The sequence below is a fragment of the Streptomyces sp. NPDC046859 genome (assembly GCF_040645135.1).
Lineage (GTDB): Bacteria > Actinomycetota > Actinomycetes > Streptomycetales > Streptomycetaceae > Streptomyces.
Window position 1 is genome coordinate 84,208 of sequence record NZ_JBEYXR010000021.1, and the last position, 22,435, is coordinate 106,642.

The 22,435-nt window shown below is 73.4% G+C and carries 16 protein-coding genes and 2 pseudogenes; 9 read left to right on the forward strand and 9 right to left on the reverse strand.

Going from position 1 to position 22,435, the window contains the following annotated elements:
- Positions 1-176 precede the first annotated feature (176 nt).
- The 3 genes from ABZ899_RS27180 (at position 177) to ABZ899_RS27190 (ending at position 2,704) form a co-directional block, all read left to right on the forward strand.
- Positions 177-422 (forward strand): hypothetical protein, encoded by a 246-nt coding sequence (locus ABZ899_RS27180; RefSeq protein WP_344411015.1) that lies wholly within the window; start codon positions 177-179, stop codon positions 420-422.
- A gap of 3 nt (positions 423-425) precedes the next feature.
- Positions 426-803, forward strand: a complete 378-nt coding sequence (locus ABZ899_RS27185; protein WP_361350854.1) for a toxin Doc — start codon at positions 426-428, stop codon at positions 801-803.
- 290 nt (positions 804-1,093) lie between these two features.
- Entirely contained in the window at positions 1,094-2,704 is a 1,611-nt protein-coding gene (locus ABZ899_RS27190) for an RICIN domain-containing protein (RefSeq protein ID WP_361350856.1), read from the forward strand.
- 88 nt (positions 2,705-2,792) lie between these two features.
- Here the strand turns inward: ABZ899_RS27190 and ABZ899_RS27195 are convergent, their stop codons facing one another.
- On the reverse strand, positions 2,793-3,779 hold the full coding sequence (locus ABZ899_RS27195; protein ID WP_361350858.1) for an NAD(P)-dependent oxidoreductase: 987 nt from the start codon (positions 3,777-3,779) through the stop codon (positions 2,793-2,795).
- The gene (locus ABZ899_RS27200; RefSeq protein WP_361350860.1) at positions 3,776-4,945 is read right to left on the reverse strand and encodes a lactate 2-monooxygenase; all 1,170 of its coding nucleotides are present in this window, start codon (positions 4,943-4,945) and stop codon (positions 3,776-3,778) included. The genes ABZ899_RS27195 and ABZ899_RS27200 overlap by 4 nt, the downstream gene beginning before the upstream one ends.
- A gap of 407 nt (positions 4,946-5,352) precedes the next feature.
- Here ABZ899_RS27200 and ABZ899_RS27205 point away from each other — a divergent pair, with 407 nt between their 5' ends.
- A complete protein-coding gene (locus ABZ899_RS27205) occupies positions 5,353-5,787 on the forward strand; it encodes a protease inhibitor (RefSeq protein ID WP_361350862.1) in 435 nt (144 codons plus the stop codon).
- A gap of 211 nt (positions 5,788-5,998) precedes the next feature.
- Here the strand turns inward: ABZ899_RS27205 and ABZ899_RS27210 are convergent, their stop codons facing one another.
- From ABZ899_RS27210 to ABZ899_RS27230, 5 genes are all read right to left on the reverse strand, one after another.
- Positions 5,999-7,015 (reverse strand): Ppx/GppA family phosphatase, encoded by a 1,017-nt coding sequence (locus tag ABZ899_RS27210; protein WP_361350864.1) that lies wholly within the window; start codon positions 7,013-7,015, stop codon positions 5,999-6,001.
- 72 nt (positions 7,016-7,087) lie between these two features.
- Positions 7,088-9,940 (reverse strand): NHLP bacteriocin export ABC transporter permease/ATPase subunit, encoded by a 2,853-nt coding sequence (locus ABZ899_RS27215; protein WP_361350865.1) that lies wholly within the window; start codon positions 9,938-9,940, stop codon positions 7,088-7,090.
- Position 9,941: 1 nt separating this feature from the next.
- A complete protein-coding gene (locus ABZ899_RS27220) occupies positions 9,942-12,164 on the reverse strand; it encodes an NHLP family bacteriocin export ABC transporter peptidase/permease/ATPase subunit (protein WP_361350867.1) in 2,223 nt (740 codons plus the stop codon).
- On the reverse strand, positions 12,161-12,967 hold the full coding sequence (locus ABZ899_RS27225) for an HlyD family efflux transporter periplasmic adaptor subunit (RefSeq protein ID WP_361350869.1): 807 nt from the start codon (positions 12,965-12,967) through the stop codon (positions 12,161-12,163). The genes ABZ899_RS27220 and ABZ899_RS27225 overlap by 4 nt, the downstream gene beginning before the upstream one ends.
- Before the next feature lie 186 nt (positions 12,968-13,153).
- Positions 13,154-13,369: a type A2 lantipeptide gene (locus ABZ899_RS27230; protein ID WP_361350871.1), complete on the reverse strand. Its 216-nt coding sequence runs from the start codon at positions 13,367-13,369 to the stop codon at positions 13,154-13,156.
- 682 nt (positions 13,370-14,051) lie between these two features.
- Here ABZ899_RS27230 and ABZ899_RS27235 point away from each other — a divergent pair.
- The 4 genes and pseudogenes from ABZ899_RS27235 to rfbB all read left to right on the forward strand — a co-directional run bounded on the left by ABZ899_RS27235 (position 14,052) and on the right by rfbB (position 19,964).
- The gene (locus ABZ899_RS27235; protein ID WP_361350872.1) at positions 14,052-15,359 is read left to right on the forward strand and encodes a S1 family peptidase; all 1,308 of its coding nucleotides are present in this window, start codon (positions 14,052-14,054) and stop codon (positions 15,357-15,359) included.
- Between the two features lie 161 nt (positions 15,360-15,520).
- Positions 15,521-17,977 carry a SpoIIE family protein phosphatase gene (locus tag ABZ899_RS27240; protein ID WP_361350874.1) on the forward strand — a complete coding sequence of 819 codons (2,457 nt, stop codon included), beginning with the start codon at positions 15,521-15,523 and terminating at the stop codon, positions 17,975-17,977.
- Positions 17,978-18,060: 83 nt separating this feature from the next.
- Positions 18,061-18,987 (forward strand): annotated as a pseudogene (locus ABZ899_RS27245) (sugar phosphate nucleotidyltransferase).
- On the forward strand, positions 18,984-19,964 hold the full coding sequence (gene rfbB / locus ABZ899_RS27250) for a dTDP-glucose 4,6-dehydratase (RefSeq protein ID WP_361350876.1): 981 nt from the start codon (positions 18,984-18,986) through the stop codon (positions 19,962-19,964). Before ABZ899_RS27245 ends, rfbB begins: the two are co-directional and overlap by 4 nt.
- 65 nt (positions 19,965-20,029) lie before the next feature.
- Here the strand turns inward: rfbB and ABZ899_RS27255 are convergent.
- Positions 20,030-20,491, reverse strand: a pseudogene (locus tag ABZ899_RS27255) (glycosyltransferase family 2 protein); the annotation flags it as partial.
- 160 nt (positions 20,492-20,651) lie between these two features.
- Between ABZ899_RS27255 and ABZ899_RS27260 the strand changes: the two are divergent.
- On the forward strand, positions 20,652-21,152 hold the full coding sequence (locus ABZ899_RS27260) for a metallophosphoesterase (protein WP_361350878.1): 501 nt from the start codon (positions 20,652-20,654) through the stop codon (positions 21,150-21,152).
- A gap of 9 nt (positions 21,153-21,161) precedes the next feature.
- Here ABZ899_RS27260 and ABZ899_RS27265 read toward each other — a convergent pair whose 3' ends face one another.
- Entirely contained in the window at positions 21,162-22,280 is a 1,119-nt protein-coding gene (locus tag ABZ899_RS27265) for an XdhC/CoxI family protein (protein ID WP_361350880.1), read from the reverse strand.
- Positions 22,281-22,435: the final 155 nt, after the last annotated feature.

Sequence of the window (22,435 nt, forward strand, 5' to 3'; positions counted from 1 at the left end):
CTTCCGGTGATGTCCCGCCTGCGCGGAGCCGCGCATCGGCCCGGACGCCCGGCCCGCGCGCCCCTCGGCCGCCGGCGGCCGGACCCGCTCGGCCGCGTGACCCGGCCGGTACCGGCCTGCACCAGGTGTGACCTGGGGGGATTTACGCCCGAGTACCCGAGCGGTACCGTAAGGGCATGCCAGCTCTCAACGTGGAGTTCAGCGATCGTGAGCTCGAGGACCTGCGGCAGATCGCCAAGGAACGCGGCACCTCGATGAAGGCGCTCGTACGGGAGGCCGCGGCGGCAGACATAGCCCGGCACCGCGCGCTGCAGGAGGGCGCCGAGGCGTTCCGCAGGTTCTTCTCCTCGCACGCCGAGGAGTTCGCCGCCGCCTTTCCCGACGACGAGCCGCCGGCCGGTGGCGAGGGACGGGCCGCCTGACCGATGGCATCCGTCATTCACATCGATGTGCCCTGGCTGCTCCAGCGACATGAAGAGGTCCTGCCGGACCAGCCCACCGTCAACGACTTCTCGGCGCTGGTCGCCGCTGTCGCCCGGCACCGGGTCGACCCGCCCCGGCTCGGCGTCGACTCCGACCCCGCCTGGCGCGCCGCCGCCCTGCTGCACACCCTCGCCCTGCTCAAGCCGCTGCCCTCGGCCAACGCCCGTTTCGCCTGCGCCTCCGCGGTGGCCTACATGTTCGTCAGCGGCGTCGGCATCGACCCGCCCTACGGCGCGCTGGTCGACCTCGCCCGCGACCTGATCTCCGGCAAGACCGATGTGTACGGGGCGGCCGACCGGTTGCGGTCCTGGCAGATCTGACCCTCTGACGACACACGTTTTCGCACGGTGTGCCGGTGCCGATTCTGACTTTATTTCAATTGGTGCTGATGTTGCCCAAGTGCCTTGTTGGGCCTGAGTGCGCTGTGCAAGGGTGAATGGCGTGGGAGTGGAATAGGCCGGGGCTCAAGCGTTCCGCGGGGGAATCGGTGCGGACGGGCGTCGCGGAATTTCCGCCCCCTCGGTCCCGCCGGAGAGGTCCACGGCATGTCGCTCGCTCCTTTTCGGCGATCGGAACTTCTGTGTCCTGCGTGCGGGAAGGAATCCGTTCAGTGCCCACCCCCCACCCCCCTCGCCCTCCCTATCCGCCCCCGGGCGCTCTCCCCGAGGAGTCCGACGAAGGACTCGCCGCCCGGCTGCGGGGCCGCACCGACAGCGAGGCGGCGCCCTCCGTCGCCCTGCTCATGGCGCGGCACTGGGAGCCGGTCCACGCCTACGCGGTGATCTGTCTGGCCGCCCCCGCGGGCGCCGCCTCCCACATGGTCACCGCCGCCGCCTTCCATCAGGTGCTCGACCGCCTGGCGCTGGGCGAGCCCGCGGCCGCGCTGCGTCTCCGGCTGCTCGTCGCGGTCCGGGACACGGTCCGGCAGTGGTCCGGGGACGAACGGATAGCGGGGACGGTGCCGGAACTGCGCAAACCCTCCGGTGGGCGCGGTATGCGCACCGCCAACTCCCTGACGCCGGAAAATCGGCGGCTCGCCGATCGGTCATTCCAGGCGCTTCCCGGAGTCGCCCGATGTCTGCTCTGGCACACCGAGGTCGAGGCGGAGCCGCTGAATGTCCCCGCCGGACTGCTCGGCCTCGATCCCGTCACCGCGAGGGCCGCGCTCGAACAGGCGCGAGACAAATTCCGTGAAGGTTGTGTACATGCCCATCGGGAACTCGCGCCCATGAAGGATTGCCGCTTCTACAACCGCCTGCTCGACGTCCCCATTCGCCGGGGCGGCGCCCTGCTGCCGGATGTGGAGGCACATCTGGCGCAGTGCCGTTACTGCCGTGACGCAGCCGAACAACTGAGCCATTTCGAAGGCGGGCTGGGTGTTCTCATCGCCGAGTCCGTCCTCGGCTGGGGTTCACGCCGCTATCTCGAGACCCGTCCCGGCCGGACCCCGTCCCGCACCCGCGGCGGCGCCCGGCACGGCGCGGCCCGTCGCAGGCTGCTCCCGCGCGTGCCCGCACAGGTCCGCCGGGTGGCCGGTCCGTCCCGGCCCGCATGGACGCTGCTGACAGGGGTGGGCGTCGCCTCCGCCGGGCTGATCGCCCTGGTGCTCGTCGCCGGACTGCTGACGGACGACGACGGGGTCGACCCGGCCGCCTCCGCGACCGCCGGCAGTCCCGGCCCCCGGCTCCCGCCCGCCGTGTCCTCCGCACCGCCCGGCACCACCCAGCTCCCGGCCGTGCCCTCGCGCACCCGGTTGCGGAACGCCGCCGCCGGCCTCTGCCTCGGCGTCCAGGGCGAGCCCGGTCCGGGCGCCGGGACCGAACTCGCCGCCTGCTCCGACGACATCGGCCAGAAGTGGTCGTACGACAGGGACGGACGGCTGCGCAGCGCCGCCGATCCCGATCTGTGCCTGGACTCCCGCGCGGACGCCGGTGTGGTGATCCTCGGCAGGTGCGCCCCCTCGGGCTCCGGGCGCGCCGAGGACGTGCGCTACGACCTCACGGTCCGGGGCGAGGTGCTGCCCCGCTGGGACGAACGGCTCGCGCTGGCCGCGGCCGCCCCCGACCCGGCAGCCGACATCGTCGTCAAGGTGCGCGACCGCTCGGACGCGCAGCGCTGGCTGACGGACCCGCCGACGTCCGCGACCCCCGGCACGCTGTCCAGCGCGGTGGTCGGGCCCCCGGCGACGCGGGCCGGCCGGCCGGGGGAGCGGAGCGCGTAGCCGCCCGGGCGGGACGCGACGTGCCGGTCCCTCCCGTGAGGGGGAGGACCGGCACGACGGCTGCGAGGCCCGCCCCGTTCCGACCCGTTCAGGCGGTCCCGCCGACCACGTCCCGCGGGGTGCCGCCCGCGAGGAAGTCGGCCACGTTGCGTACGGCCGCGAGGGCGATGCGGACCATGGTCTCGCGGGTGACCCCGCCGACGTGCGGGGAGAGCACCACGTTCGGCGCGCGGAGCAACCGCAGGGCCGGGGTGGGCGGTTCGGGGTCGAAGACGTCGATGCCCGCCCCGGCCAGGGCGCCCTTCTCCAAGGCGTCCGCGAGGGCGTCCTGGTCGATCAGGCCGCCCCGCGCCGTGTTGACCACGAACGCCGACGGTTTCAGCAGCGCGAGGCGCCGGGCGTCCAGCAGCCGCCGGGTCTCCTCGGTGAGCGGGGCGTGCAGAGAGATGTAGTCGGAGACCCGGCACAGCTCGTCGAGCGGCACATGGCGGGCGCCGCCCGCCTCGGCCTCCGCCTCGGGAGCCGCCCGCCGGCGTCCGGCGTAGACGACCGGCATGTCGAACGCGGCGGCGCGCCGGGCGACCTGACGTCCGATCTGGCCGAGTCCCACGATGCCGAGGGTCTTGCCCGACAGTTCGGTGAGCGAGCCCTGCAGGCGGGGGAGGGCCCACTCGCCCTCGACGAGCGCGAGGTGCCCGGGGATCACCTGCTTGGCCAGGGCCAGCATCAGGGCGAAGGCCTGCTCGGCGACGTTCTGCGCCTCGGCGCCGCTGGAGCCGATCGTGCACACCCGGACCCCGCGCTCCCGGGCCGCCGGCACGTCGACGTAGTCGAAGCCGTGGCTCGCGCACTGCACCAGTTGAAGCTCCGATGCCGCGGCGAGGTGTGCGGCGGTGACCGGGGCCAGCGCGGTGATGACGACATGGGCGCGGCGCAGCGCGGCCGGGTCCTCGTCGGCCGCCTCGACGACGGTGACGTGCGCGTCGCCGGGCAGGAGCGTGGCCAGACCGGCGCCGACGCCCCGGCCGCCGACGTGCGGCGGGACGACGGCGAGCACCTGGCGGGCGGCGCTCACGCGGTCGCCTCCACGAGGTCGCCGGGGCCGACGGTGCCGGGGCCCGCGTGCCCGGACAGGGCGAGGGTGAGGTCGAGTTCGGCGAGCAGGCAGCGGATGACGTGCTCGACGCCCGCCTGTCCGTCGAGCCCGAGCCCGTAGGCGTACGGCCGTCCGACGAGGACCGCCCGCGCCCCGAGGGCGAGGGCCTTGAAGATGTCGTCGCCGGTGCGGACGCCGCTGTCGAACAGCACCGTCAGACGGTCACCGACCGCCTCGACGACGCCGGGCAGGGCGTCCGCCGCGCCGAGGGAACCGGCCACCTGGCGTCCGCCGTGGTTGGAGACGATCACCCCGTCCATGCCGGCGTCGGCGGCGGCCCGGGCGTCGTCCGGGTGCAGGACGCCCTTGAGGACGATCGGGCCGTCCCAGTTCTCCCGCAGGAACGCGAGGTCCGGCCAGGTCTTGGCCGGGTCGGAGAACATGCCGACGAAGTGCATGACGGCGGCGTTCGGATCCTCGTGGACGGGCTTGGCCAGACCGGCCTGGAAGGCGGGGTCGGAGAAGTAGTTGGCGGTGCCGACGCCGTGCAGGAACGGCAGGTACGCCTGGTCGAGGTCGCGGGGCCGCCAGGCGAGCATCGGGGTGTCCAGGGTGACGACGAGCGCGGTGTACCCGGCCGCCTTCGCGCGGGTCAGGAAGCTGCGCGCCACTTCCGGGTCCTTCGGCCAGTACAGCTGGAACCAGCGCTCGGCGTCGCCCATCGCCTCCGCCACCTGCTCCAGCGGGGTGCTGGACGCGGACGACAGGATGAACGGCACTCCTTGCGCGGCGGCGGCGCGGGCGGCCGCGCTCTCGGCGTCCGGATGCATGATCGACAGCACGCCGATCGGCGCCAGCGCCACCGGGGCGGGCAGGGCGCGGCCCAGCACCTCCACGGACAGGTCCCGCTCGTGCACGTCCCGCAGCATGCGCGGGACGATCCGGCGGCGCTCCAGGGCCGCCCGGTTGGCGCGGGCGGTGCTGCCGGTGCCGGCGCTGCCCGCCACATAGCCCACGGGGCCGGGACCGAGGCGCCGCTCGGTCAGCTCCTCCAGCCGGGTCAGGTCCGTGGGGAGCCGGGGCACGGTGCCCGACATGCCGTTCAGATAGATCTCGTACTGGAAGTCGGCCCAGTGCCTGCCCATGCCTACGACCCGCCTCTCGTCCCTGAGACCGCGCTGTACGCAGACCATACCGACCGGTAGGCCGGGTGGGGACCGGGGGGCGCACACCGGTGTGCGGGGGCCGGTCGCGCGGACGGACCCCGTCGGGGCCTCCACCGGAGGCCCCCAACCGGAATGTTTCAGGCCTATTAATGAGCCCATGGAAATCAGCCATCGGGCGACTTCGAGCGATCAGGAATGGCCACGTTCCGGCATTGGAGCGTTCGAAATCTGTTACTTCCCGCCACTGATTCAATACGCAAGGTTACTGAAACCCGTGGTGTCGATGTGAGTTTCGGCGGCGGACTCGGCAGACTCCCGCTCGTCGCTCCGGCACCGATCGCGCCGGAACCGGCACACCCCCCGAACCAAGCGGAAGGATGCACACAATGCGGAACACCGCGCGCTGGGCAGCGACCCTCGCTCTGACGGCCACCGCCGTCTGCGGACCCCTCACGGGATCCGCCCTGGCCGCCCCCGACGCCGCCCCCGCCTCGCTCTACGCCCCGTCGGCGCTGGTGCTGACCCTCGCTCACGGCGACACCGCCGCCCTCGCCTCCCCGGCACGTGCGGTCACCCTGAGCTGCGCCCCGACGCCCTCCGGCACCCATCCCGCCCCCGCGGCGGCCTGTGCCGAACTACGGGGCCTGAACGGCGACTTCGACGCCCTGAGGGCGACCGAAGGGGTGCTGTGCACCAAGCAGTACGATCCCGTCGTCGTCACCGTGGACGGGGTGTGGCAGGGCCGACGCGTCTCCTACGAGCGCACGTTCGCCAACGATTGCGTGAAGGGCTCCTACGGGACCAGCCTCTTCGCGTTCTGAGACCGGGGCGGCACCACCGACCCCGTGCAGTGCGGTCCGGGCTCGCGGATGGGGAGTGCGAGCACGGCCGAGGGGTTCGGTGCCACCTCGCATGGGTGCCGGCCGGGCGGAGTGGGGCCGCCCGACCGGCACCCAGATCGTGTGCCCTCCTCCGGCGCGGCCGGTGCCGGCCTGCCGTCCCGGGACGCGGACTGCCTCTCCTGTCGTCCGGTCAGCTGGACACCGGTGCGGCGGCGATGCGCAGCGGCGCGAGCCGGTCCGCCTCGGACTTCTCGCCGTGGTCGGTGACCTCCGTCCACCAGCCGGGGCCGTCCTCGATGAGGCGCAGCATGATCCCCTCACGGATCGCCCACGGGCAGATGGTCACCGACTCCAGCCCGGTCAGCTTCATCGCGGTGTGCGCGATCACCGCGCCGGCCAGGCTCTGCTCGGACCGAGGCGCGGAGATCCCCGGCAGCTGGACCCGCTCGGCGGCGGTCAGCGCCGACATCCGGCGCACCGCCTCCCGCAGGTCCTCGCGCGCCAGCCGCCGCTCGACGAACGGGCCGTGCCGGCCCGGCGGCGCCCCGCACAACCGGCCCAGCTGCTGGAACGTACGCGAGGCGGCGGCGGCCGTCCGCGGCCCCTCCCAGCGGATCCGGGCCGCGACGTCGCGCAGCTGATGGCGCACGGAGCGGCGCAGGTCCCGCAGCCGGCGCGGATCGGGAAGACCCTCGCCGGCGGCGAGGAACTCGTGGGTCAGCCGGCCCGCGCCCAGCGGCAGCGAGGCCACGAAGTCCGGCAGCCGGCCACGGCCGAACGCCACCTCCAGCGACCCGCCGCCGATGTCCAGCAGGGCGAGCGGACCCGAGCGCCAGCCCATCCAGCGCCGCGCCGCGAGGAACGTCAGCTCGGCCTCCAGCTCACCGGGCAGCGTGCACAGCCCCACCCCGGTCCGCACCCGCACGGTGCGCAGCACCTCCGCCCGGTTGGGCGCGGAGCGCACCACCGCCGTCGCGAAGGCCAGGGGCGCCGCCGCCCCCCACTTCGTCGCGGTGCGGCCCGCGGCGGCGACGGCGTGGACCAGCCGCTCCACCGCCTCCCCGGGGATCGGATCGCCCGGCTTGACCTGATCGGACAGCCGCAGCCGCCACTTCTCGGTGTGCACGGGCAACGGCGCGCCGTCCTGGGCGTCGGACACCACCAGGCGGACCGTCTTCGATCCCACATCCACGACGCTGATACGCATGGCTCGGCAAGTACCCCCATACGCCGATCGTCAAAGGCCCGGGCGGCGATTCCCCGCCACCCGGGCCGCCGCTCAGGCCAGCTGGCGCCGCACCAGTTCGTGCAGCCGCCCGCCCGTGTCCGCGAGCAGCTCGGCCGGCGGGCCCTGCTGGGCGACCTTGCCGTCCTCCATCACGATGACCCGGTCGGCGTCCAGCACCGTGGACAGGCGGTGCGCGATGACCACGCGGGTGGCGTTCAGGGCCCGCGTGGACTCGATGACCGTGCGCTGCGTCTCGTTGTCGAGGGCGCTGGTCGCCTCGTCGAAGAACAGGATGCGCGGCCGCCGGATCAGCGCCTGGGCGATCATCAGCCGTTGGCGCTGGCCGCCGGAGACGGCACCGCTGCCCGAGACGATGGTGTGCAGTCCCATCGGCATCCGCCTGATGTCCTCCGCGAGCCCCGCCATCTCGGCAGCCGCCATCGCCTCCTCCGGCGCGTACGGCTCGGTGCCGCAGATGACGTCGAGGACGGAGCCGGTGAACGGCTGGGCGTGCTGGAGCACCACCCCGCACTGGCGGCGCACCGCCGACTGGTCGAGGGCCGCCAGGTCCTGGCCGTCGTACAGGACGCTGCCCGACACCGGCTTGTCGAAGCCGATCAGCAGCCTCAGCAGCGTCGACTTGCCGCAGCCGCTGGGGCCGACCACCGCGACGAACTCGCCCGGCCGGATCTCGAACGACACGTCGTCCAGGACCAGCGGGCCGTCGTCGGAGTACCGGAAGGACAGCCGGCGTGCCTCGATCGCCCCGGTGAGCACCCCCGGCCGGGTGCTGCCCGCCCGTACCTCCGGCGTGGCCCGCAGCACCGGCTCGATCTCCTGGAACAGCGGCAGCGCCGACACCGCCGAGACGAACGCGCCGGTCAGCTGGGTCACCGAGGTCAGCAGCATCGTCACCGAGGTGCTGAAGGTGAGGAACGCCGCCGCCGACATCGACCCGCGTGCCGGGCCGGCCAGCAGCATGAACATCAGCAGGGTGCACAGCGGCAGGTACACCGCGCCCAGCACCGCCGTCAGGTTCTTGATCCGGCCCACCCGCTGCTGGAGCTCCCTGCTGCGGGCGAACTCCTCCGCCCAGGCCGCGTACGCGTAGTTCTCCGCGGCCGCGACCCGCAGCTTCGGCAGTCCGCGCAGCGTCTGGAACGCCTGGTTGTTCAGCTTGTTGCCCAGCACCACGATCCGGCGCTGCCAGCGCACCTGCCACAGCCCGAGACCGAGGAACACGGCGGCGATCACCACGAGCATGCCGATCGCGGCCAGGGCCATCGGCACGCTGTACCAGAACAGCAGCGCCAGGTTCATCGCGCCCACCGTCACCGACTGGGCCACGACCGGGCCGACTCCGGCCAGCAGCCGGCGGATCGCGCTGATCCCCATGGCCTGGCCGGCCAGCTCGCCGGTGGAGCGCTCGGTGAAGAACCGGGTGGGCAGCCGCAGCAGCCGGTCCCACAGGGCGGGCTGCAGCGTCGCCTCGATCCGGCCCTCCAGCCGAAGGATCGTCAGATTCTGCAGCAGCATGAACGCCGCCGCCACCACCCCGCTGATCATCACGGCCAGGCACACCTGCACGATCAGCCCGGTCTGGGCCTTGGGCACGAACTCGCCGAGCACCTTGCCGGTCGCCACCGGCACCAGCGCGCCGATCGCGACCGTCACCAGCCCGCTGAGCAGCAGCCGGACCAGGTCGCCGCCGGTGCCCCGCATACTGAACCGCAACAGGCGCAGCGGGCTCAGCGGACGGTCGGGCAGCGGCCGGTAGAACATCACCGCGCGCGGCTCGAACTCCTCCGCGTTGGCCTTCTCGACCGGCGTCTCCCGCCCGGTCGCCGGATGCACCGCGACATACCCGCCGCGCCGCCACAGCAGCGCGACCGGCGCACCGGACAGCGCCCGGTGCCCGACGAGCGGGCCGATGTCGTCCCGCCACCACCGTCCCTCCAGACGGACGGACCGGGTCCGTACCCGGGAGGCGAGGGCCACGCGTTCCACCGGGTCGAGCCGGTCGCTCTCGGTGCCGCTGTGCGCTGCGTCGGCCAGGGTGAACCCGGCGGCCTCGGCGACGATCCTGCACGCCGCGTACCCGGCGTCCGCGTCGGCGGCCGTCGTGCGCTTTCCGCCGCGCTTGCCGATGGACGCCAGCAGGGTCCGGTCGGCGTGCTCGCGCACCGCCTCACCGGCCTTGATGCCGGCGGCCGTACGGGTCTCGTGGGTGCGCTCCAGCTGCTCGATCCACCGGTCCAGCGTGGTCAGCAGGCGGTACTGCTGGTCCACCATGGACTGCCAGACCGCCGGGTCGATCAGCAGGTCGGCGGCGGCCTCCGCGCCGTACAGCGAGCCGTACTGCACGCTGCCCGGCGGCACCTGCATCCAGAACACGTCGTCGTCGTCCCCCATGCGCGCATACGCCCGCACGGGGGCACCCCCATCCTCGGCCGCCCGCTCGGTGGCCATCGGTGCCTGGAACAGGATGGACAGGCTGCGGCCGACGCCGAGCGCGAGGGCGTACTCCAGGGGGCTCGTCTGCGGCGGGACGTACTGCGGGTTGCCGTAGTCGTCGTACGACCAGGTCTGGGTGGGCGCCGGCTGGTACAGCTCGCGCAGCCCGATGCGGTGCACCACGCAGTCCCGCAGCGGCCTGGCCACCAGCGTGTGCTGCGGTCCCGCGACCGGGCCGAGCAGCAGCGACCCCGCCTCCAGGCGGCCCAGGTGGTGCCAGTGGCCCTGCTCCGCGGCGTCCACCGCGAACAGGTCCACCGCGCCGGACGCCACCAGCCACAGCACCTGTGGCCCCTCCAGGTCCAGGCGGTTGAAACCGGAGCAGTCCAGGGCCGAGCCCAGCTGCCCGAGCGCGTCGAGGACGAGGTCCCCCTCGTTCACGGTCGTCATCTCACCGCTCCCTGACCAGGGCCGCGTAGGCGCCGCCGAGCGCCACCAGCTCCTCGTGCCGTCCGCGTTCGACGATCGTGCCGTGCTGGAGCACGACGATCTCGTCGCTGTCGCGCACCGTGCTGAGCCGGTGCGCGATCACCACACAGGCGCAGCCGCGCCGGCGCAGGTTGTCCATCACGACCAACTCGGTCTCGGCGTCCAGCGCGCTGGTCACCTCGTCCAGGACGAGGATGCTGGGGCGGCGCACCAGCGCCCGCGCGATCTCCAGCCGTTGACGCTGCCCGCCGGAGAAGTTCCGGCCGTCCTGCTCGACCCGGCTGCGGATGCCGCCCGGGCGCCGCGTCACCACGTCGTACAGGGCCGCGTCGCGCAGCGCCTCCTCCACCGCCTCGTCCGGGACGGACGGGTCCCACAGCGCCACGTTGTCGCGGACGGTCCCCTCGAACAGGAACACGTCCTGGTCGACGAAGGAGACGGACGCGGCGAGCGCGCCGCGCGGGATGTCCTCGATCCGCCGGCCGTCGATGCGGATGACGCCCTCCCACGGGACGTACAGACCCGAGATGAGGCGGGACACGGTCGACTTGCCGCTGCCCGAGCCGCCGACCAGCGCCACCTGCCGGCCGGGCCCCACGGTCAGGTCGAAGCCGGTCAGCAGCGGCTTGTCCAGCGGGCTGTAGCCGAAGGTGATGTTCTGCAGCTCGACGTGCCCGTGCAGCCGGCGCGTGGACTCGCCCGCGCCGGGGCGGCCGTAGAGCGGGTCCGCCTCGAAGTTCTCCACGTCCTTCAGCCGGGCCACGTCCGCCGCGAAGTCCTGGATCCGGCCCGCGACGCCGTTGAGCCGGGTGATCGGCGCGGTGAACCGGGTCACCAGGGCCTGGAAGGCGACCAGCAGACCGACGGAGATGCCTCCCTCGACCGCGCGCATGCCGCCGATCCACAGGATCAGGGCGCTGTTGAGCGTGGCGAGGGTGGGGGCGACCACGCCGAGCCAGGCGCTGGGCACCCCGAGGCGCTGCTGCTCCTCCAGCGTGGTGGCGTGCTGCCCGGCCCACTTGCGGAAGTAGCCGTCCTCGCCGCCGGTCGCCTTCATCGTCTCGATCAGCTGCAGACCCGTGTAGGCGGTGTTGGTCAGCCGGGCGCTGTCCGCGCGCAGCTTCGCCGTACGGGTCGCCCGCAGCCGGATCACGACCCGCATGGCGACGATGTTCAGCAGGGCGACGCCGATGCCGACGAACGTCAGCTGCGGGTCGTACGTGTAGAGCAGGACCGCGTAGAGGACGACGACGACCGCGTCCACACCGGCCGCGGCGAGGTCACGGGCCAGCGTCTCGGCGACCGCGTCGTTCGACTGGAGCCGCTGCACCAGGTCGGCGGGGCTGCGCTGGGAGAAGAACGTCACCGGCAGCCGCAGCAGATGGCGCAGGAAGCGGGCGCTGGACAGGGTCGAGGAGATGATCCGGCCGCGCAGGAGGTTCGCCTGCTGCAGCCAGGTCAGCACCACGGTCAGCGCGACACAGGTCCCCATCGACGCGAACAGCGTGCCCAACAGGGACGTCTGGCCGCCGATCAGGAACATGTCGATATAGGTGCGGCTGAGCGCGGGCACCGCCGCGCCGACCGCCACCAGCAGCAGGCTCGCGAGGACGGCCGCGGGCATGGTGCCGGCGGTGCCGCGCAGCCGGGCCGGCATCGCGCCGAGCACCCCCGGACGGCGTCCGCCCCTGCTGAACCCCTCGCCGGGCTCCATGACCAGGACGACCCCGGTGAAGCTGCCGTCGAAGTCCTCCATGGGCACGAAGCGGCGGCCCTTGGCCGGGTCGTTGACGTACACGCCCCGGCGTCCGAAGCGGCGGCCCATGCCGTCGAAGACGACGTAGTGGTTGAACTCCCAGAACAGGATGGCCGGTGCCCTCACCTCGGCGAGGGCGGCCGTGTCCATCTGCATGCCCTTGGCGGTCAGGCCGTAACTGCGGGCCGCCTTCAGCAGGTTGCTGGCGCGTGAGCCGTCCCGGGAGACGCCGCACGCGATGCGCAGCTCTTCCAGCGGGACGTGCCGGCCGTAGTGGCCGAGCACCATCGCCAGGGAGGCGGCGCCGCACTCGACGGCCTCCATCTGGAGCACGGTGGGGGTGCGGACGGTCTTGGCCCGGCCCTTGGGCACGGGACGCTTCGGGGGAGCGGCGCGGCGTCTGCTCCGCGTCTGCTGTGCGGTGCTCATGGCAGCAGCCAGTCGACAGGACGCTGGTCGGCGAGCCGGACGGACGCCTCGGCCAGGGTCATGGAGGTGAGGGGGAACGGCGGCCCGTCCGCGGACGACCACGCGTAGCCGCTTTCGGTGCCCTTCTCGCGGTCCAGCCGGACGAGGACGGCGACCGGCCTGCCGTCCTTGGTGAACTGCTCGCCGAGCTGGGTGTCGCCGAGGAACGCGGCGATCTGCTGCGGCGACTGCACCGCGCGGTCCACGGACTTCACGTGGCCGCGCAGCACGCCGTACTCCTGGGTCGGCACCGACTGCACGGTGAGGTCCACCGCGGCGTGCTCGGGGATGGCGGCGGCGTTCTCGGCGGGGACGTACACCGTGGCGTACAGGGGGTCCCGGCTGCGGGCGACCTTCTCGACGGCGGCGACGTCCGCGCCGGTCCGGACGATCTGCCCGATGGTCGCGGCGAGCGCGGTGACCCGGCCCGGGGCGACCGTGCGCACGACGGTCTCGCCGCGCGCGGTGCGGACCTTCAGGACGGGTGCGTCGGCCGGGAGCCGCTCGCCCTGCTCGGCGACGACGGCGGTCACCTGTCCGGCGACCGGGCTCTGGAGGATGTAACTGCCCTGGCCGTGGGTGAGGATCGCGGGCGCGGTGACGGTGGAGGCGACCGAGCCGGTCACCGCCCACACGGACGCGGCGGCCATCACGACCAGCGTCACACCGAGCACGAGCCAGCCCTGCGGGCGGGCGAAACGCACCGGCAGGTCGAGCTCCTCCGGTGACTGGAGCTTGGCGAGGGCCTGTTGGCGGAACTGCACGGAATTTCCCTCACCTGCGGATGAGTGGAGACCGGCACACGAATGCCGGTCGTGCTGCGGGGCGGGGCCGAAATCCCTTCACGGTGTTTCGTTCCTGCCTGTGTTCGGGGGATTTCCTGTTTTCCGGCACCCAAGAGTCCCGGAGCCGGGTGCCGGCTCCGGGACTCGGTGGTACGAAAGGCGCGATCAGAGACCGGCGACCAGGTTCGTGACCGGGGCGGTGTTCAGGCCGGTGACACCCTCCACGGTGCCGACGACCGTGTTGAGCAGGCCGGAGACCGGGGCGATGCCGTTGACGGCGTCGAGGGCACCGTTCACGGCGTTGACCTGCAGGCCGCCGGAGACGTTGTCGAGCTCGGCGTCGGAGATCTCGACGGTCGCAACCTGGGGGGTGGAGTTCATGGTGGAACTTCCCTTCCTAATGGGTATTTCGCAAGAGGGAGCGGCATCCTCTGGGGACAGATGACGGCCGCGACCGCAGGCGCCGGACGCCCGTTTCCGGGAAAGCCGTCGGCGGCCCCCGCGGTGCGATGGATCAAAGCACGGTGCGGGCGCGGGCTTCCAATCAAACGAATGTCTCCGCAGGGCACTTGAGGGCCCCGAGTGGGAATCGGTGCAGAAGCGGGCACGACTTGTCGGCGACTTCTTCACATGCGTCACAGCATCGGCCCGCACGAGCTGTTGCGCCGGCCGGGGACGCGGCGGCGGGCGGCTCGGCGAATGCGACACTCCGGCCTCAAGGGGGTGAGCGGCCGTGGCGGCCTGTGCAGAACCCCGGTGGTCGGTGACTTGGTTGAGTATTGAATGTGCAGATTCGCTGAAGCCGGGATTCCGCTCCTGATTCACCACTGACCGCGATCGACCGACTGCGGAAGGTGTCTGACCGGGTCGTGCCCGTCTCCCGGCGGCCCGGCCGCCTTCCGCGCCCGGCGCGTGACCGCGTCCGCTCCCCCCGAACGACGCTTCTGCGAACGGAGTTGAACACTCCGGCTGCTCCGCGCGTACCAACTGCCAACCAGGCGCCCGAGAAACAGCCGCCGGACGAACGGCGGCAGCAGACCCCGTCCCCCAGGAGGTCGAGAAGTTGAGTCACAAGCGAATGCCGAAGCGCAAGGCCGCGATAGCGGCGGGCGGCGTGGCGGCGCTCGGAGCGGCGGCGATCCTCTTGCCGAACGCCAACGCGTCCCAGGACGCCGCCCCGGACGCCGCGGCCGCCCCCAAGACCCTGAAGGCGGCGGACGCCTCGGATCTCGCCTCGCGGCTCGCGGGCCTGCTCGGCGAGAGCTTCGCCGGCTCGTACTACGACGCCGGCAGCAAGCAGCTCGTCGTGAACGTCGTCGCCGGCGACGACAACGACGTGGTCGTCCAGGCGAAGAAGGCCGGCGCCAAGGTCCGTGAGGTCGCGAACAGCCTGACCGAACTCGAGTCGGGCGCGCAGACCCTGAAGTCCGAGGCGACCATCCCCGGCACGGCGTGGGCCGTCGACCCCAGAACCAACAAGATCGTCGTCACCGCCGACAGCTCGGTCACCGGCAAGAAGTGGGACCGGCTGGAGTCCACCGTCGAGCAACTCGGCCCCGGCATGGCCACCGTCAAGAAGTCGGCCGGCACCTTCAAGACCTTCCTCTCCGGCGGCGACGCCATCTTCGCGGGCGGCGCGCGCTGCTCCGCGGGCTTCAACGTCACCGCGGGCGACGGCACCCCGGCCTTCCTCACCGCCGGTCACTGCGGTGTCGCGGCCGCGCAGTGGTCCGACGCCCAGGGCGGGCAGCCGATCGCCACCGTCGACCAGGCCACGTTCCCCGGTGACGGCGACTTCGCACTGGTGAAGTACGACGACCCGGCCACCCAGGCGCCCAGCGAGGTCAACCTCGGCCAGCAGACCCTCGCGATCAGCCAGGCCGCGGACGCCACGGTCGGCCTCCAGGTGTTCCGCATGGGCAGCACGACCGGCCTGAACGACGGTCAGGTCACCGGTCTCGACGCCACCGTGAACTACCCGGAGGGCACGGTCACCGGGCTCATCCAGACCAACGTGTGCGCCGAGCCCGGCGACAGCGGCGGCTCCCTGTTCACGCAGGACGGACTGGCGATCGGCCTGACCTCCGGCGGCAGCGGCGACTGCACCGTCGGCGGCGAGACGTTCTTCCAGCCGGTGACGACCGCTCTCGCGGCGGTCGGCGCGACCCTCGGCGGCGGTGCGGCGGGCGGCGCGGGCGCCGGTGACGACGCCGGGGCCGGCCAGGACGCGGGCGCCGGCGACCAGGCGGGCGCGGGCCAGGAGGCGGGTGCCGGTGACCAGGCCGGTACCGGTCAGAACGCCGGGAACGGCCGGGGGCACGGACGCGGCCAGGGCCTCGGCGAGATCGTCGGCAACGCCGTCGGGAACTGACGCGACGCCACCCGTCCACGGACACGGGTGATCCACCCGGGCACGACGGCGGTCCGGCCCTCCGGCGGGAGGGTCGGACCGCCGTCGTCCCGCCGTCGCCCCGTCCCCCGGAATTCACGGAACCGTCACAGGGGCTGCGTACGGGGCGCATCAGCGCTGTAATGGCGAACGTGGTCGGAGAGGACGCAACGGGACGCGGGACGAGGAACAGGCGTGCCGAGGACGTCCTGAAGGCGCTCGCCGCGGAGCCGGGCGCCGCCGGGCGGCTGCGCCGGGTCCTCGAACAGCCGCTCGTCTTCTGCGGCGCCTCCCTGGCCGCCCTGTACACCCCGGACGACGACGGTGAACTGCTCTGCGTCCACGAGTCGGCGGGCGTGCCCCGGTCCCTGTACGGCCTGCGGGACGGCTACGCCCTGAACGGGCCCTCCCCGGCCGCCGACGCCCACCGCACCGGCCGCCCGGTCTGGCTCGGCCCCCGGGACCTCGCCGGTTTCGCGGAGGCCCGGCGCACCCCGGAGGGCGACTTCTCCCTGGCCGCGCTGCCCGTGCGCGGCGAGGGCCCCGGAGGGTGCCTGCTGGCCGTCACCGAGCACCCCGGCGGCTTCGACGCCGACGAGCGGGACTGCCTGGAACTGATCGCCGGCGCCGTCATCCTGCCCGTCCCGCCCACCGCCGAGACCGTCGGTGAACTGTCCGCCGACGCGTTCAGCCTCGCGGTGGACAGCGGCCACGTCGAGGTCGGCGCCGACCTCCTGAGGCTGTTCGGACTGACCCCCGCCGCCTTCGACGGCAAGGTGGAGACCCTGCTCGGCCTGACCGTTCCGGAGGACCTGCCCGCGCTGATGTCCGTCGTCGAGGCCGACCACATGTCCCTCGGCGAGCGGGAGCTGGAGTTCCGCGTCGTCCGGCCCGCCGGCCCGCCCCGGTGGCTGCGGCTGCGCGGCCGCCTCCTGCCCGGCGGCGAGGGCCGCCCCGCCCGGCTCGTCGGTACCGTCGCCGACGCCTCCACCCTGCGCCCGGAGGTCACCGACGTCGCCCGCGTCCAGCGCCTGGCCGCCGCCCTCGCCACCGCCGGCACCGTCCGTGACGTCAGCCACGCCGTGGTCACCGCCCTGCGCGAGCCGCTGCGCGCCGATCGCATCGCGCTCGCCGAACTGGAGCACGACCGGCTCGTCGTGACCGTCCTCGATCCGCCCGACCAGGAGTCCTGGCCCGCGCTGTGGCGCCTGGAGTGGCGCACCGAATGGCCCGACGCGCCGGTGCGCGCCATGCCGACCCTCGCCGCGGCCCTGCGCGAGGGACGCGCCCAGATCTGGCCGGCCGGCGCCCCGCTGGAACCCGCCCTCGCCGAGGTCGGCCCGGGCGGCCTGGCCGTCCTGCCGCTGCCCGCGGGCGGCGCCATGGCCGGCGCCTGCCTGATCGGCTGGGACACCCCGCACCAGTTCGGCCCCGACGAACGCGCCCTGCTCACCGCCTCCGCGGGCCTCGCGGGACAGGCGCTCGTGCGTGCCCGCGCCTTCGACGCCGAGCACGAACTCGTCGGCATGCTCCAGCGCCAGCTGCTGCCCCGCCGGCTGCCCCGGCTGCCCGGCGCCGAGGCCGTCGCCCGCTATCTGCCGACCACCGCCGGACTGGAGGTCGGCGGCGACTGGTACGACGTCATCCCGCTGCCCGACCACCGTGTCGCCCTCGTCATCGGCGACGTGCAGGGGCACAGCGCGGCCGCCGCCACCCTCATGGGCCAGATGCGCACCGCGCTGCGCGCCTACGCGGCCGAGGGACACCCGCCCGACGTCGTCGTCCACCACGCCAACCGGCTGCTGATGGACATGGAGACCGACCTCTTCGCCACCTGCTGCTACGTGGAGGCCGACCTGGAGGAGGGCTCCGCCTGGTGCGTACGGGCCGGACACCCGCCGCCCGTGCTGCGTCATCCGGGCGGCGGCACGGAGGTCGCCGAGGCCGAGGGCGGCCCGCCGCTCGGCGTGCTGCGCGAGGCCGTCTTCCCGATGAGCCCGCTACGGCTGCGGCCCGGCACCGTCCTCGCCCTGACCACCGACGGACTCGTGGAGTCCGCCGACACCGACATCGACACCGGTATCGAACGGCTCGCCGCCGCGCTCGCCGCGTCCGACCCGGCCCATCTCGGGCTCGTCGCCGACGGGCTGCTCGTCGGGGCGCACCGCGACGACGACATCGCCCTGCTCCTGCTGCGCTACGACGGCATGGACGTACGGCCGCTGCGCGAGACCTGGGCCGTGTGGCGGGTGCCGGAAGCCGTCGGCCACGCCCGCCGGTTCACCCGGCGCACCCTGCGCGTCTGGCAGGTGCCGCCGCGGGACCGGGACGCGGCCCTGCTCGTCGTGTCCGAACTCGTCACCAACGCCCTCGTGCACACCGACGGGCAGGTCCGCCTCGACCTCACGCTGGTCGGCCGGCGGCTGCGGGTCGCCGTCGCCGACTCCTCGCCCCGCACCCCGGTCCGGCCGACCAGCATCAGCTGGGACGCCACCGGCGGACGCGGCATCCTGTTGGTCGAGGCGACGACGACGGCCTGGGGGACCGTGCCCGTCAGCGGCGGGAAACAGGTGTGGTGCGAGATCGCCCTCTCCGGGTGACACCGGCCCGGGGCCCCCGACAGGACAGAACGAGCCAGTCCCTACCGCCTCAAATCGGCCGATTCGCGGCTATGGTGAAGCAGATGAAGGCTCTCGTGCTGTCCGGTGGCGCCGGTACGCCCCTGAGGCCGATCACGCACACCTCGGCCAGACAACTCGTCCCGGTCGCCAACAAGGCCGTGCTGTTCTACGGGCTGGAATCGATCGCCGCGGCCGGTGTCACCGACGTCGGAGTGATCGTCGGTGACACCGCCCGGGAGATCCAGGACGCCGTCGGCGACGGCTCCGCGTTCGGCCTGAAGGTCACCTACATCCCCCAGGAACGCCCCCTGGGCCTCGCGCACGGCGTGCTCGTCGCCCGTGACTACCTGGGTGACGACGACTTCGTGATGTACCTCGGCGACAACTTCATCGTCGGCGCGCCACCCCAGGAGCGACCTGGCCCTGGTCGGCGTCTACCTGTTCACGCCCGTCATCCACGAGGCCGTCCGCGCCGTCACCCCGTCCTGGCGCGGCGAGTTGGAGATCACCCACGCCCTGCAGCACCTCATCGACGCGCACGCCGACGTGCGCAGCACCGTCATCGAGGGCTACTGGAAGGACACCGGGGACGTCGCCGACATGCTGGAGGTCAACCGGACCGTCCTGGAAGGGCTCACCCGCCGGATCGACGGCGAGTCGACGAGCGGTCGCAGACCGTCGGCCGGGTCGTCGTGGAGGAGGGGGCACGCATCGTCAACTCCCGCATCGTGGGGCCCGCCGTCGTCGGCTCCGGCACCCTCGTGGAGGACTCCTACGTCGGGCCGTTCACCTCCATAGCGGAGAACTGCCATGTCTTCGACAGCGAACTGGAGTTCTCCATCGTGCTGCGGGACTCCTCCATCCACGGCGTGGGCCGGATCGAGTCCTCCCTCATCGGCCGGCACGTCGAGGTCACCCCCGCGCCCAGTGTGCCCAGCGCCCACCGCCTCGTCCTCGGCGACCACAGCAAGGTGCAGATCCACACATGAACCTCCTCGTGACCGGCGCCGCCGGCTTCATCGGCTCCGCCTACGTCCGCGCGCTGCTCGCCCGGGAGGCCGCCGAGGCGCCCCGCGTCACCGTGCTGGACAAGCTCACCTACGCGGGCAGCACGGACAACCTGCCCCTGGACCACCCCCGGCTGACGTTCGTGCGCGGCGACATCCGCGACGCCGCGCTCGTCGACCGGCTGACGGCCCGGGCCGACCAGGTGGTGCACTTCGCCGCCGAGTCCCACGTCGACCGGTCCATCAGCGGCGCCGGCGACTTCGTCCTCACCAATGTCGCCGGCACCCAGGTCCTGCTCGACGCCGCCCTGCGCCACGGCGTCGGCCCCTTCGTGCACGTCTCGACCGACGAGGTCTACGGCTCCCTCGCCACCGGCTCGGCCCGCGAGGACGACCCCCTGCGGCCCAGCTCGCCGTACTCCGCGTCGAAGGCGTCCGCCGACCTGCTCGCCCTGTCCTACCACCGCACCCACGGCCTCGACGTGCGCGTCACCCGCTGCTCCAACAACTACGGCCCGCGCCAGTTCCCCGAGAAGGTGATCCCGCTCTTCGTCACCCGCCTCCTGGACGGGCACACCGTGCCCCTGTACGGCGACGGCCGCAACGTCCGTGACTGGCTGCACGTCGACGACCACTGCGACGGCGTCGAACGCGTCCGCACCCGCGGCCGCCCCGGCGAGGTCTACAACATCGGCGGCGGCACCGAACTGAGCAACAGGGAACTCACCGCCCTGCTGCTGGAGGCCTGCGGCGCCGGCGGGGACCGGGTAGAGCACGTCGAGGACCGTAAGGGCCACGACCTGCGCTACAGCGTCGACTGGACCAAGGCGCGCACCGAACTCGGCTACCGGCCCCGCCGGGACCTCGCCACCGGACTCGCCGACACCGTCGCCTGGTACCGCGAGAACCGGTCCTGGTGGGAGCCGCTGACCCGGCGCATACGGGAGGACCGCGGATGAGATGGCTGGTCACCGGGGCGGGCGGCCTGCTGGGCCGGGACACGGCCGGCCTGCTCCGCGCGCTGCGGGGTGAGACTGTCGATCAGCGGGGCGTTCGCCACGGTGGCGCGGGGGCGGTCGCGGCGGAACAGCTCCACCGGCACCCCCCGGCCCCGGCCGGCCATCTTGCCGACGACCACGTCGGCGTCGTGGGCGACGCCATAGGCGTACATCCGCTCCAGGGCCTGGTCGCCCAGGTGGTCGTCGTTGTCGACGAACATCACGTACGTGCCGCGGGCGGCGTCGATGCCGACGTTGCGCGGCTTCCCCGACCAGCCGGAGTTCTCCTGGTGGAACACCCGCACCCGGGGGTCCGCGGCGGCCAGTGCGCCCAGCCGCTCCCCGGTGCCGTCGGTGGAGCCGTCGTCGACGAAGACCACCTCGTACTCGTCCGGGGGCAGGGACTGGCGCAGCAGCGACGCCACGCACTCCTCGATGTGCGCCCCGGGGTCGTACACCGGGACGACCACGCTGACCTTGACCGGCATCGGACTCCGAGCCCCCTACGGGTCGCGGGCGTTTGCGCCAGATTACGGCCTTCGTGGCCGCATGAAAGCCCTGTGCGCGTCGTCCCGCGCGGGACACGGCGACACCCGAGGGGCGGCCGGGAGCCCCGGGCCCTCAGGGGTGCGCCGGTAGCCTGACGAGGTGCGTCTGCTCCTGATGTCCGACACCCATCTGCCCAAGCGCGCCAAGGTGCTGCCCGACCCGCTGCTCGCCGAACTGCCGCGCGCCGACGTGGTGTTCCACGCCGGGGACTGGGTCGACACACCCACGCTGGACCTGCTGGAGAGCCGCAGCGCACGGCTCGTCGCCGTGTACGGCAACAACGACGGGCCCGAGCTGCGCGCCCGTCTCCCCGAGGTGGCGCGGGCCGAACTCGGCGGACTGCGCTTCGGCGCCGTGCACGAGACCGGCCCCGCGCAGGGACGCGAGGCCCGGTGCGCGGCCCGCTTCCCCGACCTCGACGTCCTCGTCTTCGGGCACAGCCACATCCCTTGGGACACGACGGCCGCCACGGGACTGCGCCTGCTCAACCCCGGTTCCCCCACCGACCGGCGCCGCCAGCCGTACTGCACGTACATGACGGCGACCGTCGACGCGGGCGCGCTCACGGACGTCGCACTGCACCGGCTGCCCCGGCACTGACGTCCCGCGTCACCCGCCGGCGGAGCATTGCCGACGCGGATGGACGGCCCCGTCCGTCGCGGTCAGCGGCACCCCGGTGCCTCCCCAGCGCAGTGCGACGATCTCGGCGGCCACGGACACGGCGACCTCTTCGGGCGTCCGGGCGCCCAGGTCCAGCCCGACCGGGGAGCGCAGCCGCCGCAACTCGCCCTCGCCGAGCCCGGCTTCGGTCAGCCGCCGGATCCGGTCGTCGTGCGTGCGGCGGCTGCCCATCGCCCCGATGTACGCGGCCGGCCGGCGCAGCGCCACCTCCAGCAGGGGCACGTCGAACTTCGGGTCGTGGGTGAGGACGCAGATCACCGTGCGCGCGTCGGAGTCCGTGCGGCCGAGGTAGCGGTGCGGCCAGTCGACGACGACCTCCGCCTCCGGCGGGAAGCGCTCCGGTGTGGCGAACACCGGACGCGCGTCGCACACCGTGACCCGGTAGCCGAGGAAGACACCGATCCGCGCCACCGCGGCCGCGTAGTCGATCGCGCCGAAGACCAGCATGCGCGGCGGCGGCGCGAACGAGTGCAGGAAGACGGAGACCGCGTCCTCGCGTCGCTCGCCGTGCGGGCCGTAGTGCCGCATCCCCGTGGCGCCCAGGGCGAGTTCGCCGCGTGCGTCGGCGGTGACCGCGGCGTCCAGGCCGGGTGTCCCCAGCGTGCCCGCGACCCGGTCCGGCCACACCGCGAGCGCCGCACCGCGCGGGGCGGGTCCGTCGGCCACCGTCGCCACGGTCACCGGGCGGCCCGCCGCCACCGACCCCGCCACCTCGCCGAGCACCGGATCGCTCCGGGCCGTCACCGGCCGCACCAGCAGTGTGATCTCGCCGCCGCAGGTCAGCCCGACCGCGAAGGCGTCCGCGTCGCTGTACCCGAAGGTCTCGAGGCGGGCCTCGCCGCTCGCCACGACCTCCTGGGCGAGCTCGAAGACGGCCCCCTCGACACAGCCGCCGGACACGCTGCCCACGACTTCGTCCCCGGGGCCCACGGCCATCGCCGCGCCCGGGTCGCGCGGGGCGCTGCGGCTGGTGGCGACCACCGTGGCGAGCCCGAACGGCCGCCCCGCCGCGTACCAGCCCGCGACCATCGGGAGGATGTCCCGCATCGCCCGCTCCTCTCACCGCCGCCCTCCACGGCACCTGTGGCACCACCACCATCGCACCGCGCGCCCCGTCGCGCCGGGCGCAAAACCCGTTGCCGCCCCGATCGCCGTTCTGCTGCACTGGCCGGGCACAGCGAACGACCACGGAGAGGAACCAG

Coding starts and splice junctions, on each gene's coding strand:
- ABZ899_RS27185 (WP_361350854.1), top strand. CDS start 426: ATGGCATCCGTCATTCACATCGATGTGCCCTGGCTGCTCCAGCGACAT.
- ABZ899_RS27230 (WP_361350871.1), bottom strand. CDS start 13,369: ATGAACTCCACCCCCCAGGTTGCGACCGTCGAGATCTCCGACGCCGAG.
- ABZ899_RS27265 (WP_361350880.1), bottom strand. CDS start 22,280: ATGCGGGACATCCTCCCGATGGTCGCGGGCTGGTACGCGGCGGGGCGG.
- ABZ899_RS27220 (WP_361350867.1), bottom strand. CDS start 12,164: ATGAGCACCGCACAGCAGACGCGGAGCAGACGCCGCGCCGCTCCCCCG.
- ABZ899_RS27200 (WP_361350860.1), bottom strand. CDS start 4,945: ATGGGCAGGCACTGGGCCGACTTCCAGTACGAGATCTATCTGAACGGC.
- ABZ899_RS27240 (WP_361350874.1), top strand. CDS start 15,521: ATGGCGAACGTGGTCGGAGAGGACGCAACGGGACGCGGGACGAGGAAC.
- ABZ899_RS27210 (WP_361350864.1), bottom strand. CDS start 7,015: ATGCGTATCAGCGTCGTGGATGTGGGATCGAAGACGGTCCGCCTGGTG.
- ABZ899_RS27180 (WP_344411015.1), top strand. CDS start 177: ATGCCAGCTCTCAACGTGGAGTTCAGCGATCGTGAGCTCGAGGACCTG.
- ABZ899_RS27215 (WP_361350865.1), bottom strand. CDS start 9,940: ATGACGACCGTGAACGAGGGGGACCTCGTCCTCGACGCGCTCGGGCAG.
- rfbB (WP_361350876.1), top strand. CDS start 18,984: ATGAACCTCCTCGTGACCGGCGCCGCCGGCTTCATCGGCTCCGCCTAC.
- ABZ899_RS27205 (WP_361350862.1), top strand. CDS start 5,353: ATGCGGAACACCGCGCGCTGGGCAGCGACCCTCGCTCTGACGGCCACC.